General features: G+C 73.3%; 15 protein-coding genes. 6 read left to right on the top strand and 9 right to left on the bottom strand.

Annotation, left to right across the window (positions count from 1 at the left end; all coding sequences use genetic code 11):
- Positions 1-1,546, bottom strand: a 1,546-nt coding sequence (locus AC0I8G_RS01830) for an HD-GYP domain-containing protein (RefSeq protein ID WP_471728435.1), incomplete at its 3' end; no start/stop codon positions are given.
- Positions 1,547-1,666: 120 nt separating this feature from the next.
- On the opposite strand from AC0I8G_RS01830, the gene AC0I8G_RS01825 reads away from it, so the two are divergent.
- A complete protein-coding gene (locus AC0I8G_RS01825) occupies positions 1,667-2,344 on the top strand; it encodes an SDR family NAD(P)-dependent oxidoreductase (protein WP_471728434.1) in 678 nt (225 codons plus the stop codon).
- Positions 2,345-2,362: 18 nt separating this feature from the next.
- On the opposite strand, the gene pdxY is transcribed toward AC0I8G_RS01825, so the two are convergent.
- From pdxY to AC0I8G_RS01800, 5 genes are all read right to left on the bottom strand, one after another.
- A complete protein-coding gene (pdxY, locus tag AC0I8G_RS01820) occupies positions 2,363-3,214 on the bottom strand; it encodes a pyridoxal kinase PdxY (protein ID WP_471728433.1) in 852 nt (283 codons plus the stop codon).
- Between the two features lie 90 nt (positions 3,215-3,304).
- Positions 3,305-3,613: a hypothetical protein gene (locus AC0I8G_RS01815; protein ID WP_328292832.1), complete on the bottom strand. Its 309-nt coding sequence runs from the start codon at positions 3,611-3,613 to the stop codon at positions 3,305-3,307.
- A gap of 108 nt (positions 3,614-3,721) precedes the next feature.
- On the bottom strand, positions 3,722-5,641 hold the full coding sequence (locus tag AC0I8G_RS01810) for a heavy metal translocating P-type ATPase (protein ID WP_471728432.1): 1,920 nt from the start codon (positions 5,639-5,641) through the stop codon (positions 3,722-3,724).
- Positions 5,638-6,024, bottom strand: a complete 387-nt coding sequence (locus tag AC0I8G_RS01805) for an ArsR/SmtB family transcription factor (protein ID WP_471728431.1) — start codon at positions 6,022-6,024, stop codon at positions 5,638-5,640. The genes AC0I8G_RS01810 and AC0I8G_RS01805 overlap by 4 nt, the downstream gene beginning before the upstream one ends.
- 14 nt (positions 6,025-6,038) lie before the next feature.
- The gene (locus AC0I8G_RS01800) at positions 6,039-7,046 is read right to left on the bottom strand and encodes a LacI family DNA-binding transcriptional regulator (RefSeq protein WP_471728430.1); all 1,008 of its coding nucleotides are present in this window, start codon (positions 7,044-7,046) and stop codon (positions 6,039-6,041) included.
- 127 nt (positions 7,047-7,173) lie between these two features.
- Here AC0I8G_RS01800 and AC0I8G_RS01795 point away from each other — a divergent pair, with 127 nt between their 5' ends.
- Both AC0I8G_RS01795 and AC0I8G_RS01790 read left to right on the top strand, forming a co-directional pair.
- Positions 7,174-8,226, top strand: a complete 1,053-nt coding sequence (locus tag AC0I8G_RS01795) for a Gfo/Idh/MocA family oxidoreductase (protein WP_471728429.1) — start codon at positions 7,174-7,176, stop codon at positions 8,224-8,226.
- A complete protein-coding gene (locus AC0I8G_RS01790) occupies positions 8,223-9,011 on the top strand; it encodes a TIM barrel protein (RefSeq protein WP_471728428.1) in 789 nt (262 codons plus the stop codon). Before AC0I8G_RS01795 ends, AC0I8G_RS01790 begins: the two co-directional genes overlap by 4 nt.
- A 24-nt stretch (positions 9,012-9,035) precedes the next feature.
- Here the strand turns inward: AC0I8G_RS01790 and AC0I8G_RS01785 are convergent, their stop codons facing one another.
- Together AC0I8G_RS01785 and trxA are read right to left on the bottom strand one after the other, a co-directional pair.
- Entirely contained in the window at positions 9,036-11,186 is a 2,151-nt protein-coding gene (locus AC0I8G_RS01785; protein WP_471728427.1) for a SpoIIE family protein phosphatase, read from the bottom strand.
- 162 nt (positions 11,187-11,348) lie between these two features.
- Positions 11,349-11,786, bottom strand: a complete 438-nt coding sequence (gene trxA / locus AC0I8G_RS01780; RefSeq protein WP_328292827.1) for a thioredoxin — start codon at positions 11,784-11,786, stop codon at positions 11,349-11,351.
- Between the two features lie 78 nt (positions 11,787-11,864).
- Between trxA and AC0I8G_RS01775 the strand changes: the two genes are divergently transcribed.
- A complete protein-coding gene (locus AC0I8G_RS01775) occupies positions 11,865-12,587 on the top strand; it encodes an LmeA family phospholipid-binding protein (protein WP_471728426.1) in 723 nt (240 codons plus the stop codon).
- A 58-nt stretch (positions 12,588-12,645) separates the two neighbouring features.
- The gene (manD, locus tag AC0I8G_RS01770; protein ID WP_471728425.1) at positions 12,646-13,857 is read left to right on the top strand and encodes a D-mannonate dehydratase ManD; all 1,212 of its coding nucleotides are present in this window, start codon (positions 12,646-12,648) and stop codon (positions 13,855-13,857) included.
- Between the two features lie 39 nt (positions 13,858-13,896).
- Here the strand turns inward: manD and AC0I8G_RS01765 are convergent, their stop codons facing one another.
- Positions 13,897-14,610 carry a GntR family transcriptional regulator gene (locus tag AC0I8G_RS01765; protein WP_471728424.1) on the bottom strand — a complete coding sequence of 238 codons (714 nt, stop codon included), beginning with the start codon at positions 14,608-14,610 and terminating at the stop codon, positions 13,897-13,899.
- A 77-nt stretch (positions 14,611-14,687) separates the two neighbouring features.
- Here AC0I8G_RS01765 and mgrA point away from each other — a divergent pair, with 77 nt between their 5' ends.
- Positions 14,688-15,722, top strand: a complete 1,035-nt coding sequence (gene mgrA, locus AC0I8G_RS01760; protein ID WP_471728423.1) for an L-glyceraldehyde 3-phosphate reductase — start codon at positions 14,688-14,690, stop codon at positions 15,720-15,722.
- Positions 15,723-15,743: the final 21 nt, after the last annotated feature.

Genomic DNA, 15,743 nt, shown 5'->3' with positions numbered 1-15,743 from the left:
GGGTTCCCGTGGTCGGGGTCGGCGGTGTCGTCGTCACGGCCGAGGGGACCGCGGTCGCGGTCGGCACGGGCTGCGTCGGGCGGGTGGTCGGCCTCGGGGAGGTCGAGGTTCGCGTCGTCGTGGGCGTCGCAGTGGGCCTCGTCGTGGGCCTCGTCGTGGGCGTCGCCGTGGGAGTGGCGGTCGCCGGGCGGGACGCCGTCGCGGCGAGGGCCACGGGAGCCGTGGTGGAACCGGGCGCGGACCGCTCCGGCGCCTGCGCGGAGGACGGCTCGATCGCGGTGGAGGGGGCGGCCCCCAGCGCCTGGAGGGTCACGAGGTCGCTCGGGCTGGTGGTGGGGGTTCCGGACGGGCCCGGGACCGTGGCCGCGACGGGGGAGTTCTCGCTCACGTCGGAGAACGGCGCGGCGGCCACGACGGGAACGGGGTCCGCGGCGGCGGCGTCGGTCGCGACGAAACCCGCCCCGACCCCGACCCCGGCCGTGAGGACGGCGCCGAGGACCTGCCCGCCGACGGTGTGAGCCGCGGCGGAGACGTTCGACACGGCCTGCGCCGGGAGGGAACCCACCCCGGGCAACGCGGCGAGCAGGGTCGCCGGCCCGGCGACGAGCCGCAGCCGCCCGACGCCGACGGTGAGGAACGCGCGGACGACGTCGGGGTCGAACTGCGCTCCGGCGCAACGGGTGATCTCGGCCCTGGCCTGTTCGGCGGACAGCGGCTTCTTGTAGGAGCGGGCCGAGGTGATGACGTCGTAGGTGTCGGCGACGGCGATGACGCGCGCCGCCAGTGAGATGTCCGTCCCGTGCAGACCGCGGGGGTAGCCGGCACCGTCGAAGCGTTCGTGGTGCTGCTCCACCCCGTCCAGCCACGGACCCAGCCAGCCGCGCAGGGGTTCGACGAGGCGCCCGCCGTGGGCGGGGTGCTGCTGGAGCGAGGCCCACTCCTCGTCGTCGGGGCGGCCCTTCTTGTTGATCACCTCGACGGGGACGTGGACCTTGCCGACGTCGTGCAGCAGTGCCGCCCAGCTCAACCGGTCGACGTCCTCGCGGGACAGCCCGAGTTCGGCGCCGATGAGGGCCGCGTAGGCCTGGACGCGCTCCCCGTGGGCACGGGTGCGCGCGTCGTGCTCGGCGAGGCTCCCGACGAGGGCCAGCAACCAGTCGACGGGTTCACCACGGTCCGCTCGACCGGCCTGCTGCAGCCGGGACGGGGACCAGGTGCGGCGGGCCACGTCGAAGCGGCTGGGCACGCGGTCGGGCAGGACGAGGCTCAACCGGAGCAGGGCCGAGAGCGGGACGAGCCGCCGCGTGAGGTGGGAGACGAGGACGAGCGCGAGGGAGGAGAGCACCACGACGAGGAGCAGCCAGACCGTGCCCGTCACGCCGATCCGGGACGCCGGGGCCCAGCGCGCTGCGGCCGCGCCGACGGCCAGGGCGAACAGCACGGGCCCGAACGACGCGGCGGCGCGGACCAGACGCGCGAGGACGGGGCGGGGTCGCCACCCGAGCGCCTCGGCGCCGTCGTAGTTCTGGGTCGGTCCACTCGCCACGACTTTCCGATCGGGTCACCGGAACGAGACGTTGAGCGCTCGGCCGCCGGTTCACCCGCCCGGTCGCGCGGCCCCACCCGAACGGGGGAGCAGGGACGGACCCGGGGATACCGTGCCCCCATGGATCTCCAGTTCCGCGACCGCGTCGTCCTCGTCGTCGGGGGGAGGGGCCTCATCGGTGCGGCCCTCACCGACCGGCTCCGCACGGAGGGGGCCACGGTCGTCGTCGCCTCCCGGAACCCGGGCGAGGGGGTGGTGCTGGACGGCACCGACGACGCGTCCGTGCAGGCGGGGGTGGAGGAGGTGCTGCGGACCCACGGCCGCATCGACGCCGTCGTCGTGACCGCCGCCCCCTCGGCGCGGACCCTCGACCCCGAGCGCCGGTCCGACCCGGCGCAGGTCCTGGAGGCGTTCGACGGCAAGGCGATGGTCTTCCTCCGGATCGCCAACGCGGTGGTCCCGACGATGCGTGCGGCGGGGTTCGGCCGCATCGTGGTGGTGAGCGGGCAGAACGCCCTGCTCACCGGCAACATCACCGGTTCGGTGCGCAACGCCGCCACGATCGTGGTGGCCAAGAACCTCGCTGACGACCTGGCGGGGACCGGGATCTCGGTGAACGCCGTCAACCCGGGTCTGGTCACCGCCGACCCGCAGGTGGCCGTGGCGGTCGGCGCAGCCGGGGAGTCGACGCCGGAGCAGGTCGCCGACCTGCTCGCGTTCCTCGCCTCCCCGCTCAACGCGGTGACCGGCGAGTCCATCGCCGTCGGTCACCGCGTCCGCGGGGTCACCTCGTTCTGAGCTGGGCGCGCCGGGGCGTCAGCGCAGGCGTTGCGCGCTGAACTGCAGGCGGGGTTCGGCGAAGAACTGCTGGGCCTGGACGATGAGGAGTTCCCGGGAACCCGCGGTGTGGGTCGTCTCGATGAGGTCGAACACCGACGAGGCCGTTCGTTCGAGGGCGAGGGCGGCGTCACCGGTGGCGCGGTGGTGCGCGGCGAACAGCGCCGCGGTGACGTCACCGGAACCGTTGGCCTTGAACGGCAACCGCGGGGTCTGCACGATCCACGCCCCCTGCTCGTCCACGACCGCCATCTCGAGGGTGCCCTCCTCGGCGTCGGGACGTTCGACGCTGGTGATGAGCACCGTGGACGGACCCATCGCCCGGGCCAGGTCGGCGGAGGCGAGGGTGCTCTCGATGGTGGAGGGCTCGGTGCCGGTGAGGTAACCCAGTTCGAACTGGTTCGGGGTGATGAGGTCGGCCGCCGGGACGACGCGGTCCCGCAGCAGTTCTGGGATCTCGGGGGCGACGAAGCAGCCCGACCTGGCGTTGCCCATGACCGGGTCGCAGGCGTAGACCGCCGTCGGGTTCGCGGCCTTGACCCGGCGCACGGCGTCGACGATCACGTCGCCGATGCCGGTGCCGCCCTGGTACCCGGAGAGGACGACGTCGATCTCGGGGAACACCCCGCGTTCCTCGATGCCGGTGATCACGTCGGCCACGTCCTGGGCCGACATGACCGGACCCCGCCAGGCGCCGTACCCGGTGTGGTTGGAGAAGTTCACGGTGTACACCGGCAGGACCTCGACACCGATGCGCTGCAGCGGGAAGACCGCTGCGGAGTTGCCGACGTGGCCGTGGGCGACGGCGGACTGGATGGAGAGCACCTTCATGCTCTCCATCCTCGCGCATCCGGGGGTGATGGGCTCAGCGGATGCCGTACCCGTCGTCGACGGGGAGCGGGACCCTGGCGACGACGGTGCTCAGCCCGTGGGCGGGACGTGGCGGGCCAGGAACCCGTCCGCACCCGGTGCGACGTGCCAGACGCGGACGTCGCGCCCGCCCGCGTCGCCCATCTTCTCGTGCACGAGCGCGATGTCCCCCGTGAGGTTTCCCACGCCCACCACCTCGTGGTGGTGCGGGCCGTGGGAGACCTGGAAGCACACGTCACCGCAGAACTCGTCCAGGGAACTCGGTGCCTTGGAGGAACCCGCGTGGACGATCTCGTCCACGGCGTAGTCCTGCCCGGAGATCACGGCCTCGGAACGAGAGGTGGAGCTCGACTGGTCCATGGGGTGAGCCTGCCTTCGTCGGCCGTTCTCCGGGGTCCCGGCGTCGGCCCCAGTGTGGCCCACGGAACCCCTCGGCGGTAGAGGCCGCAGCGGCCTCGCGGCCGGACCTCACGGCCGGTCGTCCCAGGCCGAGCGTCGCAGCAGGCGGAGCCCGTTCAGCGCCACGACGACGGTCGACCCCTCGTGGCCGGCGACGGCCAGCGGCAGGGGGAGCGAGCCCAGCAGGTCCCAGAGGACGAGGGTGGTGATGAACGTGGCGGCGATCACCAGGTTCGCGACGACGACCCGGTGCGCCCGCCGGGAGATCGCGATCAACGCGGGGACCGCCGCGATCTCGTCGTGCACGACGACGGCGTCCGCGGTGTCGAGGGCGAGGTCGGAACCGTGGCGCCCCATCGCGACGCCGGTCGAGGCCGTCGCGAGGGCGGGGGCGTCGTTGACGCCGTCCCCGACGAGCAGGACCCGGTGTCCGGAGTTCTGCAGCTCCTCGACGATGCGCGTCTTGTCCTGCGGCAGCAGTCGCGCGTGCACCGCGGTGATGCCCGTCCGGGCGGCGACGTGGTGGGCGGTCCGGTCGTCGTCGCCGGTCAGGAGCTGCACCGGCGCCCGGGTGAGCGCGGCGGCCGCGTCGACCGCTGCCGCGGACGCGGGGCGGATCGTGTCCAGGAGGGTCAGGGTGCCGACCGGGGTCCCGTCGCGGCGCACGACGACCACGGTCCCGGCGACGTCCGGGGGAACCTGCGCGGTGTCACCCCGTTCGACCGTGATCTGCGCACCGTCGACGGTCCCGGTGACCCCACGTCCCGGCAGGGCGCGGAAATCCGTCGCCGCCGGGACGGGGAGTCCCGCGGCGGCCCGGCGCACAGCGCGACCGAGGGGGTGCTCGCTGAACTGCTCGACGGCGGCGGCGAGGGTGAGGACCTGGTCCTCGGTGAGGTCTCCTGCGGAGTTCACCGCGCTGACCTCGGGAGCTCCCTCGGTCAGGGTCCCGGTCTTGTCGAAGGCGACCAGGTCGGTGCGACCGACGTTCTCCATGACCGTCGCCGACTTCACGAGGACGCCGTGGCGACCCGCGTTCGAGATCGCCGCCAGCAGCGGCGGCATCGTCGCGAGGACGACCGCGCACGGCGAGGCGACGATCATGAAGGTGATGGCGCGCAGGAGGGCCGCGTCGAGGGGCTCGCCGACGAGCAGCGGGGTCCCGAACACCAGCAGGGTCGCGACGACGACACCCAGGGAGTACCGCTGCTCGACCCTCTCGATGAACAGCTGCGACGTCGCCTTGGTGGCCGAGGCCGCTTCGACCAGGGTCACGATCCGGGCGACCACCGAGTCGGCGGCGGCCCGGGCGACGCGCACCGTCAGGGCCCCCGTCCCGTTCACCGTGCCGGAGAGGACCTCGTCACCGGGACGACGCACGACCGGTACGGACTCACCGGTCATGGCGGCCTGGTCGACCTCGCTCACCCCGTCCACGACGGTGCCGTCGGCACCGATGCGTTCGCCCGGTCGCACCAGGACGAGGTCGGCGACGACGAGTTCCGCGACGTCGACCTCGCGCTCGACGCCTCCCTCCAGACGGGTGGCGCGTTCCGGCGCGAGACCGAGGAGCGAACTGACGGAGTCCGCGGTCCGCTGGGTGATGAGCGCCTCGATCGCCCCGGAGGTGGCGAAGATGACGATGAGGAGCGCGCCGTCGAGCACCTGACCGATCGCAGCGGCGGCGATCGCGGCGACGATCATCAGCAGGTCGACGTCGAGCGTCTTCTCCCGCAGGGCCTGCAGCCCGGCCCGGGTCGGTTCCCAGCCCCCCGAGAGGTAGCAGAGGAGGTAGGCGGTCCACCACGACCAGCCGGGGGCGCCGGCGAGCTGCAGACCGCCGCCGACGAGGAAGAACCCGAGGGCGACCGCGGCCCAGCGGACCTCGGCCAACCGGACACCGGTGCGGAAGATCGACTGCGGTCGGGGCAGGACGCGCCCGGTCCGCTCGGGGGAGGGGACCGGTGCGGTGGTGGTCGGCAGGCTCATCGTGGGCAGCCGCCCTGGGCGGGGGAGTCGTCCACGCCGGCGCGTTCGTGCGCGCTCTCGGGTTCGAGAGCGTGCTCGGCCTGGAAGACGGCTTCGGCGACGAGCTTGCGGGCGTGTTCGTCGGTGAGGCGGTAGAACACCCGGTTCCCGTCCTGACGGGTGCTGACCATGCGACCCCACCGGAGTTTCGCGAGGTGCTGCGACACCGCGGTGGGGGGCTTGCCGACGATCTCGGCGAGGTTGTTCACCGACAGCTCGCCGGCACGCAGGGCCAGGACGATCTTGATGCGCGTGGTGTCGGCGAGGAGCGAGAAGACCTCGGCCGCGAGGGTGACGTACTGGCTGTCGACCCCGAGGCTGCAAGCCTGCGCATCTTCACTCATGCGCAGATGGTAGGTCAGGGGCCGGCCACGGGCATCCGGTCAGCCGTCGTCCCCCGGACCACGAGGCGGGGTGTGACGACCACCTCGCGACGGACCTCGGCGGCCCCCTCCACCCGGGCGATGGCCTGCTCCACCGCGTGCTGCGCGAGGGTGGCGGGGTCCTGCCCCACGGTCGTGAGCGACACCGTCGAGAGGGCGGCCACGGCGCTGTCGTCGAAGCCGACGATCGAGACGGCGCCCGGGACGGCGACCCCGGCGGCGCGCAGGGCGTGCAGCAGCCCGGCGGCGAACTCGTCGTTGAAGGCGAGGACGGCGTCGGGCACCCCGTCGCGCAGCAGGTCCGCGGCCGCGGCCTCGCCGCTCGCGCCGTCCGCTCCGCCCGGGCGGAGGTCGGCGGGAAGCCCCGCGGCCCGCACCGCCCGGCGGTACCCGGCGCGGCGTTCGGTCGCCCCCGGCGCCCGGCCCCCGTGCAGGTGGACGATCCGGCGGTGCCCGAGGCCGACCAGGTGCTCGACGGCGAGTCGGGCGCCGGTCTCGTCGTCGGTGCGGACGACCCCGGCGTCCACCTGGCGCAGCGCCCGGGCCAGGACGACGACCGGGAGCCGCGCGGCGAGTTCCTGCAGTTCGCTCCGCCCGGCGCCCGGGCCGAGGAGGACCAGGGCCTCGACCCGCTGGTCGAGCAGGGCCCGCACGGCCGCGGTCTCGGTGCGGGAGCGCCCGCGCGGTTCGAGCCTGAGGCGCCAGGGCGAGTCGGCGACGGCGCCGTAGAGCGCCTCCACCAGTTCGCCGTGGAAGGGGACGTGCAGGCCGTGGACGACTCCGAGCGTCCGGCTGCGACCGGAGCCGAGCAGGCGGGCGCGTTCGTCGGGGTGGTAGTCGAGTTCGGTTGCGGCTCTCAGCACCCGTTCCCGGTTGGCGGCGCTCGCCCCGGGAACTCCGCGGAACACGATGGACACCAGGGCTCGGGAGACCCCCGCCCGGGCGGCGACGTCGGCCATGGTCACCGGCTGCGGACGCGTCACCCACCGCACCCTAACGGCCCGAGCGCTTGACGTCCGGCCCGTGCCCGGTCACCCTGGACCGATCTAGACCTAGAGCGCTCTAGGGCGAGGTCGGGTCGCGAGACCCGGCGGGACGAGAGGCGAACGCATGTCCGACGTCGACGGCGACGTGAGAAGCACCGGGATCGGCCTGATCGGGGCCGGCCGCATCGGCAGTTCGCACGCCCGGCTGGTGGCGACCAGGGTTCCCGGCGCACGGCTCGCGGCCGTCGCCGACCCGCGACCCGGCGTCGCCGCGGCGCTGGCCGGACCCCTGGGTGCGGTCGGGCTCACCGACCCCGCAGAACTCCTCGCACGCCCCGACGTGGACGCGGTCGTCGTGACGGCCAGCACCGAGGCGCACGCGGACCTCGTCGAGGCCGCCGCCCGGGCCGGGAAACCCGTGTTCTGCGAGAAACCCGCCGGGCTCTCGATGGCCGAGCTCGACCGCGGCATCGCGGCCACCGACGCCGCGGGCGTCGCGTTCCAGGTGGGGTTCAACCGCCGGTTCGCCCCCGAGTTCGCCGCCGCCCGCGCCGCGATCGACGCGGGTCGCATCGGTCGCCCGCAACTGCTGCGGTCCCTCACCCGCGACCCGGGGCTGCCGAACCCCGGCGTGGTCCCGGCCTGGGCGGTGTTCGTCCTCACGCTCATCCACGACTTCGACACCCTGCTCTGGTTGAACCCCGGTGCGGAACCGGTCTCCGTCTACGCCGTGGCCGACGCCCTCGTCGCCCCGGACTTCAAGGACGCCGGGTTGCTCGACACCGCGGTCGTCACGATCCGGTTCGACAACGGCGCGATCGCCGTCGCCGAGGCCAACTTCTCGGCCAGCTACGGCTACGACGTCCGGGGTGAGGTCTTCGGGTCCGCGGGGATGCTGAGCATCGGCGAGGGGTCGCGATCGGCTCTGCAGGTCCTCGACGCCGACGGCCGGCACAGCCCCACCCCACGCTCCGACGTCGAACTCTTCGCCGACGCCTACACCGGTGAACTCACCGAGTTCGTCGCCGCCGTCCGCGAGGGCCGCACTCCCTCCGTCACCGGTCGCGACGCCCGGCGTGCGCTGTCGATCGCCCTGTCCTGCATCGCCTCGGTGCGCAGCGGCGGCCCCGTCGACCCGGCCGTCGTGGCCGCGACGGTGGACGCGAGGACCCGGTGAGCGGTTTCACGCTGGCGGTCTGCGCCGAGATGGTGTTCCGGGACCTGCCCCTGCCGGACCGGGTGTGGACGCTGCACGACGCAGGTTTCGCGGTCGAGATCTGGGACTGGACCACCAAGGACCTGTCCGCGCTCGGTGCCACCGGGGCGCGGTTCACCTCGATGACCGGCTACGTCGACGGGGAACTCGTCGACCCCGACGGTGCGGACCGGCTGCTGGCGAGCGCCGAGCGCTCGATCGCGGCGGCGGAGGCGCTCAGCGGCCGGGGCCGCCCGAACCTCAACCTGCACGGCACCGGCCTGGACGGGAGGGGGCTGCCCGTGCGTCCCGTGAGCGAGGTCACGGGGGCCATGTGGCTCGCGGCGCAGCGCACCCTGGTCCGGATCGCGGAACTCGGGGAACGCCACGACGTGGTGTTCACGCTGGAGAACCTGAACGTCGCGGTGGACCACCCGGGCACCCCGTTCGCGTCGGCGGCGGACACCCGCGCGCTCGTCGCGGCGGTCGGCAGTCCGCACCTGCGGATGAACCTGGACCTCTACCACGCCCAGATCGGGGAGGGGAACCTCGTGGAACTCCTCCGGGGCTGCGTGGACCTCATCGGGGAGGTTCAGGTCGCCGACGTCCCGGGCCGGTGCGAGCCGGGGACGGGCGAGATCAACTACCCCGTCGTCGCGGCGGCGCTGGCCGGTGCGGGGTACCGCGGGACGGTGGGGATGGAGGCGTTCGCCTCGGGGGACAGCCGGGCGGCGGTCGAGGCGTTCCGGAACACGTTCACCCTGTGAACCCGGCTCCCCGGGTCAGTGGGGTCAGACCGCGTCGAGGGTGAACCAGACGACCTTGCCGATGTCGGCGTCGTCGACGCCCCACCTGCTGGCGGAGGTCTCGAGCATGCTGAGGCCCCGCCCCGAGAGGGCGTCGTCGTCCGGGGCCTGCAGCAGCGGGCGACGGTCGTTGTCGTCGGAGACCTCGACGTGCACGAGGTCGGGGGTGGCGGTGATCCGGACCCGGGTGTCGCTGCGGCCGTGGACGATCGCGTTGGTGACGAGTTCACTGGTCAGCAGTTCGGCGGTCTCGGCGACGGAGTCGGGCAGACCCGAGCGGTGGCAGCACCGGCGGGCGAGGCGGCGGGCGTCGCGCACCGAGCGCGGATCGGCGGGCAGCACGATCTCCTGGGGGTCCCCGGCGGGGGAGCGCAGGGTGTCCGGACTCGTGTCGGTCTCGATCCGGACGACGAGCAGCGCGGTGTCGTCGGCGGTCCCGGCCGGGCCGAGGGTTCCCAGCAGGAAGTCCGCCCAGGCGCCGGCGGTCACACCGTCGGGGGCGGCGAGGGCGTCGGCGACGACCGCGATGCCGTCGTCGAGGTCGCCGCCGCGGCGCTCGACCAGGCCGTCGGTGTAGAGGACCAGGACGTCGCCGGGGACGAGGGTGACGGTGTGCTCACGGCGCACGGTCGTGGGGTCCAGGCCGAGGAGGAGGTCCCCGCTCGGCCCGAGCCGTTCGACCCGGCCGTCGAGGTGGCGCAGCAGGGGCGGCAGGTGCCCCGCGTTGGCCCAACGCAGCCGACGACCGGCGACCCCGTTGACGGGGGCGTCGAGGACGGCGAGCACGGCGGTCGTGAGGGTCTCCAGGCCCAGCCCCGCCATCGCCTGGTCGAGCCGGGCCAGCAGGTTCGCGGGTCGGTCGTCACCGTCGTAGCTGATGCCGCGGACGAGGTTGCGCACCTGGCTCATGGCGGCCGCCGCGGTCTGGTCGTGACCGCTGACGTCGCCGACGACGAGCACCGTGCCGCCGGAGCGGGTGGGGAAGGCGTCGAACCAGTCGCCACCGACCTGCGCCCCGCGGGCGGCGGGCTGGTAGCGCGTCGCCAGTTGGAGCCCTTCGCGCAGCGGCGGTTGCGTCAACAGGCTGCGCTGCAGCGTTTCCGCCATGCGTCGCACGGCCCGGACCTCGTCCTCGGCGACGCGTTCGCTGCCGATGCGCTCGACGGCCTGCGCGCACTGCGCGGCGAAACCCTCCAGGAGTTCCAGTTCGTCCGCGCTGCAGGTGTGCTCCCGCGTCCAGGCCACGGCCAGCGCCCCGAGCACCCCGCCGCCGACGACGAGGGGGAACAGCGCCCAGGCGTCGCGTCCGCTCTGCTCCCGCACCGCGGGCATCACCGGGTGGTAGGCGTCGGCGGTGGCGGCGTCCGGCAGCAGCAGGCGCTCCCCGGTGCGGGCGCTGTGGCAGACCGGGAGCGGGCTGTCGTGCGGGACGTGTTCCCACCGGGCGCGGTAGTCGTCGTCGAACGCGTTGCTGCCGACGAGGCGCCACCCCCCGTCCTCGGCCGGGACGGCGATCCCGCTGCCGTCCGCACCCAGGGTGGTCAGCCCGTGGGAGACGACGCGGACGACGTCGTCGAGGGTTCGCGCAGCGCTGAGGCGGAGCCCCACGTCGGCCAGTGCGGAGACCTCGCGCGAGTCCTGCACCCGGGACCGGAGGGACGACTCGAGCGCCGTCCGGAGGGACGACTCCAGCACCGCGTGGTGCCCGGTGAGTCCCGTCCGTCGGTGCTCCAGCACGTACGCGGTGACGTCCTGCGCGCCGCCGACCACGACCTGCACCCGCCCGTCGGCGTCCAGGACGGGCGTCGCCGTCAGCGACCACCAGCGTTCGGCCGGTCCGGGCGCGTTCTCGTGCGTGAGGTCGTGCGGGAGGTCGTGACGCACCAGCGGGACCGCGTCGGGGAGGCGGTGGGCCAGGACCCGTTCGCACAGCTCGGGGAGGCTCCCCGGTCCCGGCGGGAAGACCTCGGACTGCGGACGGCCGACGAGGTCCGCACGGTGACGCCCGACCAGGCGCAGGAACTCATCGGTGGCGTCGAGCACGACCTGCTCGGGGCTGAGGACCACGTAGCCGGCCGGCAGCGCGTGGAAGACGGCGGCCCTGACGGCGTCGGGCAGTTGCCCTGCGGAGCGCACGGGGACCTCCTGCCGGCCGGGGACGCAGCGGTGTCATCGAACCACCTGCGACCACCTCGCGCAGGGTTTCTCCTCGACGTCCTCCTCGCCCTCCTCCTCGGCGTGGACGCAGAACACCCCGCCCCCCTGGTGGGGGACGGGGTGACGGTGGAGCGTCTGCGGTCAGAAGGCCGCCGGGTCGGTGCCCGCGCGGACGCCCTCGCGGGACGGCTGCGCGGCCTGGGTCTGCTGGCGGGCCTGCTCCTGCACGGCCTGGGCGTACTGCTCCTTCACCTGGTCCATGTCCAGGGAGCGGACCTGCTCGATCAGCTGCTCGAGGGCGGGCGCGGGGAGCGCGCCGGGCTGTCCGAACACCGGGATGCCGTCGCGGTAGGCGACGAGCGTCGGGATCGAGGTGATGCCGTAGCGGGCGGCGAGCTGCTGCTGGTCCTCGGTGTCCACCTTGGTGAAGGTGATGTCCCCGTGGGACTCCGACGCCTTCTCGAAGACCGGGGCGAACTGCTTGCACGGACCGCACCAGTCGGCCCAGAAGTCGATCAGGACGATCCCGTCCTTGACGGTGTCGTCGTGGGTCTCCAGGGTCAGGGCCTGAGTGCTCATGCCTCTCCCAACCACGATGACCCGTGAAGACTTCCCGCTCCGTCCTCCCCGTCCAGGGCCGTCAGGCACAGTGAGCGGGTGGCCCGCTCCCGTCTGATCCGTCTGCTGGTGACCGTCGTCGCGCTCGGGGTGATCCTCGTCGCGGGCGACCTCGCCGCCCGCAGCTACGCGACCGGACGGTTCGCCGGGGAGCTGCGGACCGCGTACGACCTGCCCGCCGACCCCACGGTGACCGTGGCGGGCGGGTCCTTCCTCTGGCAGGCGGTGCGGGGACGCTTCGACGACGTCACCGTCGACGTCGGGCAGATGCCCGCGGGGAAGGTGACGCTGCGCGACGTGCGGGTGCGCATCCCCGAGGTCGACGTCCCGCTCGGGGTCCTCGTCGGGGGGTCCGGGACGGTCGACCTGGCGGCCGGCACCGTCCGGGGACAGGTGTCCTACGCCGACCTCGCGCAGCAGGTGTCCCCGGGTGGTCTGCGGGTGGCCCTGGCGCGCGCCGGGGACGCGATCCGGGCGACGACGACGGTCCGGGTCTTCACCCTCGGGGTGGAGCTGGCCGTGACGGTCCGTCCGGAACTCGACGGCGCGTCCGTGACGCTGGACCCGGTGAGCGCCGAGGTGGCGGGGGCGGAGGTGCCCTTGAGCCGGGCGGAGCGACTGCTCGAGGCGGCCGGGTTCGGCGGCTGGTCGATCGCGTTGTCCGACGTGCCGCCCCAGGTCGACCTCGACGCGTTCCAGGTCGCCGACTCCGGCGTCCTCGTCAGCGGGACCCTCGGGGCGAGCGCGGTGGACGTCGGCTGACCCTCGCCCGTCAGGTACTGGTGCACTAGTGTGGCAGTAGTCCACCGCGGAGGGTCCGATGAAGATCACCGATGCCCGGGTCGTCGTCTCGTCGCCGGGACGCAACTACGTCACGCTCGTGCTCGAGACCTCCGACGGTGTCGTCGGGGTCGGCGACGCCACCCTGAACGGCCGGGAACTCGCCGTCGCGTCCTACCTGCGCGACCACGTCTGCCCGCTGCTGATCGGCCGGGACCCGGCCCGCATCGAGGACACCTGGCAGTACCTCTACAAGGGGGCCTACTGGCGGCGGGGACCGGTCGGCATGACCGCGATCGCGGCCGTCGACGTCGCGCTGTGGGACGTCAAGGGCAAGGTCGCCGGGTTGCCGGTCTACGAACTCCTCGGTGGCGCCTCCCGTTCGGGGGTCATGGTCTACGGCCACGCCGACGGCCACGACGTCCCCGAACTCCTCGACCGCTTCGCCGAGTACCTCGAGCAGGGCTACAAGGCCGTCCGCATCCAGGCCGCGGTACCGGGGGTCGCCAAGACCTACGGCGTCTCCGTCCACGACGGACGCATCTACGAACCCGCGAACTCCGACCGCCCCGAGGAGGGGTCCTGGGAGAGTTCGGCCTACCTCGACTTCGCCCCGACCGTCTTCGAGGCCGTCCGGGAACGCTTCGGGTTCGGGGTGCACCTGCTGCACGACGTCCACCACCGGTTGACGCCCATCGAGGCCGCGCGCCTCGGCCGCGCGCTGGAACCGTACCGGCCGTTCTGGATCGAGGACGCGACCCCGGCCGAGGACCAGTCGGCGTTCCGCACGATCCGCGCCCACACCACCACCCCGCTCGCGGTGGGGGAGGTCCTGAACTCCATCTGGGACGTCCAGACCCTCATCACCGAACGCCTCATCGACTACGTCCGGATGTCGGTGTCGCACAGCGGCGGGATCTCGCACCTGCGCAAGGTGTACGCCCTCGCGGAGTTGTTCGGCGTCCGTTCCGGCGCCCACGGCGCGGGTGACCTCTCGCCGATCGCGCACGCCGCCGCGCTGCACCTGGACCTGGCCATCCCGAACTTCGGCATCCAGGAGTACATGGGGCACCGCGATCCCGCGGGGGAGGTGTTCCGCTCCACCTACTCCTTCGCGCAGGGGTACATGCACCCCGGGGACGTCCCCGGGATCGGCGTCGAGTTCGACGAGGCGGCGGCCGCGCGGTTCCCCTACGAACCCCGCTACCTGCCGGTGAACCGTCGCCTCGACGGGACCGTCCACGACTGGTGAGCGGCCCTCCCCGCCCTCCGGCCGCCCGGGCCGCGCGGCTCAGCGGTCGTCGGAGAAGAACTCCGGGTGCTCGGCCCGGACGACGGCGATGTCGTCGAACACCTTGCGCAGGTGGCTCCGCAGGGCGGTCGCGGCGGCGTCCGCGTCGTGCGCGGCCACCGCGTCCACGACGGCCTCGTGCTGGTCGATCAGCACGTCCAACTGGTCCGGCAGCGGCAGGGACAACCGACGGGCCCGGTCCAGGTGGACCTTGGCCCGGCTCACCGAACGCCAGGCTGCGGCGTGCCCCGAGACGGCCAGCAGGCGCAGGTGGAACTCCTCGTCCAGGGCGAAGAACCGGTCGTGCTCGCCCCGGGCCGCCGCGCGGCGCTGGTCGACCAGGGACCGGCGCAGGTCCTCGACGTCGTCCTCGCCCACCTGCGGGACCGCCTGTTCCAGCGAGGCCAGTTCGAGGGCCTCGCGAACGAACTGCGCCGTGGCGATGTCGCTCTCGCGCAGGGGGGAGACGAACGTCCCGACCTGGGGCACGACGTTCACCAGACCGTCCTCCACGAGGAGGATGAGGCTCTCGCGCACCGGGGTCCGGCTGACCCCCAGCGCGGCCGCGAGTTCGTTCTCGGACAACGGGGTGCCCGGCGGGTACTCCAGTCCGACGATGCGGCGGCGCAGCTCGTCCAGGACCAGCGCGCGAGCTCCCCGCGGACTCCCCGCGCGCTGCGCGAGGCGGGACGTCCGGGCGGGCGGCGGGCTCACGGGACCAGTCTCGCAGGGAGGCCCGACGTGCTCGCCCGGCAGTACCTCCTGCGGGGTGGTCGTGGCAGGATCGGCGGGTGACGTACACCGCAGACGCTGGACGCTACGAGTCCATGCCCTTCCGCCGCTGCGGCCGCAGCGGGATCGAACTGCCGGCCCTCTCGCTGGGGTTCTGGCACAACTTCGGCGACGACAAGCCGTTCCAGACCCAGCGCGACATCGCCCGCCGCGCCTTCGACCTGGGGATCACCCACTTCGACCTCGCCAACAACTACGGCCCGCCCTACGGCTCGGCGGAGACGAACTTCGGCCGGCTCTTCGCGGAGGACTTCAAGCCCTACCGCGACGAACTGGTGATCTCCTCCAAGGCCGGCTGGGACATGTGGCCCGGCCCCTACGGCGACCACGGTTCCCGCAAGTACCTCACGGCGTCGCTGGACCGGTCGCTGCAGCGGATGGGCCTCGACTACGTCGACGTCTTCTACCACCACCGTCCGGACCCGGACACCCCGCTCGAGGAGACGATGGGGGCGCTCGACGCCATCGTCCGCTCCGGCAAGGCGCTCCACGTCGGGATCTCCTCCTACGGCCCCGAGCGCACTCTGCAGGCCTCGCGGATCCTGCGTGACCTCGGGACCCCGCTGCTGATCCACCAGCCCTCGTACTCGATGTTCAACCGCTGGATCGAGTCCGGGTTGCTCGACGTCCTCGAGGCGGAGGGGGTCGGCTGCATCCCGTTCACCGCGTTGGCGCAGGGTCTGCTGACCAACCGCTACCTCAACGGCATCCCCGAGGACTCCCGTGCGGCGCAGGGGAAGTCCCTCGATCCCTCGATCCTGGGCGGCGACACCCTGGCCCGCATCCGCGGCCTGCAGGAGATCGCCGACGGTCGTGGTCAGACCCTCGCGCAGCTCGCGCTGGCCTGGGTGCTGCGCGACCGTCGCGTCACGACGACGCTCATCGGAGCGAGTTCCGTCCAGCAGGTCGAGGACAACGTCGCCGCCGTGTCGAACCTCGAGTTCAGCGACGAGGAGCTGAAGGCCATCGACGAGTTCGCCGTCGACTCCGGCGTCGACCTGTGGGCGCAGGCGCGGGCCGGCGGGGAGAGCTGACCCAGCGCTGACGGTGCTACT

It is taken from the genome of Kineococcus sp. AC630 (assembly GCF_979255925.1).
This window is presented reverse-complemented; position numbering and strand designations above follow the sequence as displayed.